The following is a 2,232-nucleotide window of genomic DNA, read 5'->3' as shown; positions in this document are numbered from 1 at the left end:
TTAGTTAATCCAAAGCATCTAAAAAATTGGTTTACTAATTGTTGTTACTGTACCTCATAAACCTCAAATACGCTGTATTTACATATACATCTTTAATTTCCACATGGAACAGTCCAGCATTTATGTTTAAAAAATCACCTGTTAGCATTGAACAGTAAGTTAAAGATTCTTTCCATTGTAATTTGTACTTCATTTTAAAATAACTATCGCCTAAATTCTTTTTGAACTTAGATGACTTTTCCTGTGGTTTTGGTTCCCAGAATATACTATTCTCCAACTGCCCAAGAGCTTCTATTGTCGTTACATTAGTCGCCACATTGCTACTGCCTTGTTGTTTTAGCTTTTTCTGTCGCCTATTACCTTTCTCCCAAGAATTCCAAATATCTTTTATCCACTGATGTTGATAATCTCTAAGTTCGTAGGTAACAGGCATTCAATCTACCTCAACAAGAATTTTCTCCCGTGTGAATATTGCTCATTATGCCATAAGTTCTTAAAGTTAAAATACCGATAATCCCAATTCTAAAAGTAGTAAAGATGTTTTGGATTCATTTGATGCGATTTTACTTCATCAAGAGCAAATTATATAGACAATAAGCTGGAAATGATACACTGCATTATCTTATCTCGCCACTGTTGTAATGACTATACTTGCTTTATTATATTGGCGAGTTTTATCCTGTGCGATAATGCTGGACACGATCGCTCACGGGAGACACAGTAACGCCGTTGTCATCTTTTGCGAGTGGTATTAGATTTAAGATGGGGAAATATAATTCTTGGAAAATCAGAAAATTTTGCATCGAACTAACAAATTAAATTCGCAATCTCAAAAGCCGGCGATATTTCTAGATAAAGATGGTACTTTAATTGAAAATGTACCAAATAATGTTGATCCGCAATTAATCGAAATCAAAATCGGTGCTATTGAAGGATTACAAATACTTAGCAAAGCTGGATATAAATTAATTGTGATTACTAACCAGTCGGGAGTAGCACGGGATTATTTCCCCGAATCTGCCTTGGCGGGAGTGGAAGCGCGATTGAATGAAATATTAGAAAAAGCGGATCTATCGCTAGATGGGTTCTACTACTGTCCCCATCATCCAAATGGTGTAATATCTGAGTATGCAATTGCTTGCGAATGCCGTAAACCAAAACCAGGCTTGATTTTACGTGCAGCTAGCGAACAAAATATAGATTTACCAAATTCTTGGTTTATTGGCGATAATCTCAGTGATGTAAAAGCTGGACATAGTGCAGGGTGTAAAACGATTTTGATAGATCGGGGTAATCAGTCTCAGCCCGAAATGTCTCGTTTAGGAGTTGCTGACTATATTTTGGTTAATCTTTCAATAGCAGCACAGGTGATATGTAAACATTCAGGATCTAATTTCTAGGATTTATGGTATGAAGTTATAGAAATTGCTGGAACAGGAAACTTAGAAAAATTTAGTGCTATCAAACGTCGTTGAATTGCCCAGGTGCGGTGCGATCGCTCTCCTCTAAGAATGACAGCAGTCGCATCAAGCGAGCGCTTACTGCGACTGAGGGGACAGCGCCTTGCGGTAAACGATTTTGTCAGCGCCCGCTTGATAGAAGTCGCGTATCCGTGCTTCTTCTTCATAACCGCACTTGCGGTAGAACGCTCGCGTGCGCTCGAAGTCCGGCGTACCTGACGTTTCCACCAGTAGTACACGCCCGCCGCGTCTCATCAATGTTTGCTCAACGTAGCGTAGCAGGGTCGCACCACGTCCTTGTCCTTGTCGGTCGGGTCGGATAGCAATCAACTGTAGATTCCACGTCTGATCGGTCATCCGTTCCATCTCACAGTAAGCGACCCCAACTGCCCCATTGTCATCGTCGGTAATCCAAAAGCGTTCAGCTTTGCCGTCTAGTAGAGAATCGCTGTCGCTGCTACCACCGAAGTAATCGGACAACATTTCGCCAAGCTCCTCAAGTTGGTTTGGTTGGAACAATCCGGTTGCATCGGCTAAGGCAATCAGCGCGGTTGTGTCATCGGGCATGGTCGGTCGAATCATTGCGAACTCCGTGTGTAAAACAGGTTAGCCTCTGGAGGGCTTAATTATTGCAACAATCGAATGATAATTTATTTTGATAATAAAAACTAATATAAATTTTTCCTGAGTTTATCCTAGATTTTTATTTATCAATTCACCTAGCAAATTTTAATCAAAATATCAGTCCCATCTTTGATAAAAACGTGATAAT

3 protein-coding genes are annotated in these 2,232 nt (G+C 39.9%); 1 reads left to right on the top strand and 2 read right to left on the bottom strand.

From position 1 onward, the window contains the following. Positions 1-34: 34 nt before the first annotated feature. Positions 35-433 carry a hypothetical protein gene (locus CDG77_RS34615; protein WP_094333621.1) on the bottom strand — a complete coding sequence of 133 codons (399 nt, stop codon included), beginning with the start codon at positions 431-433 and terminating at the stop codon, positions 35-37. Between the two features lie 346 nt (positions 434-779). Between CDG77_RS34615 and CDG77_RS34610 the strand changes: the two genes are divergently transcribed. Beyond that, a complete protein-coding gene (locus CDG77_RS34610) occupies positions 780-1,400 on the top strand; it encodes a D-glycero-alpha-D-manno-heptose-1,7-bisphosphate 7-phosphatase (RefSeq protein ID WP_223270164.1) in 621 nt (206 codons plus the stop codon). Between the two features lie 138 nt (positions 1,401-1,538). On the opposite strand, the gene CDG77_RS34605 is transcribed toward CDG77_RS34610, so the two are convergent. Then, complete coding sequence (locus CDG77_RS34605) at positions 1,539-2,042, bottom strand: GNAT family N-acetyltransferase (protein ID WP_094333620.1); 504 nt, start codon at positions 2,040-2,042, stop codon at positions 1,539-1,541. Positions 2,043-2,232 lie beyond the last annotated feature (190 nt).

This window comes from Nostoc sp. 'Peltigera membranacea cyanobiont' 213, from assembly GCF_002245975.1.
Lineage (GTDB): Bacteria > Cyanobacteriota > Cyanobacteriia > Cyanobacteriales > Nostocaceae > Nostoc.
Note: the sequence above shows the minus strand (reverse complement) of the source record. Positions and strands in the feature narration are given on the sequence as shown.

What these genes read in the sequence shown, in the direction of transcription:
- CDG77_RS34605 (WP_094333620.1), bottom strand. Translation starts at nt 2,042, where the DNA reads ATGATTCGACCGACCATGCCCGATGACACAACCGCGCTGATTGCCTTA.
- CDG77_RS34615 (WP_094333621.1), bottom strand. Translation starts at nt 433, where the DNA reads ATGCCTGTTACCTACGAACTTAGAGATTATCAACATCAGTGGATAAAA.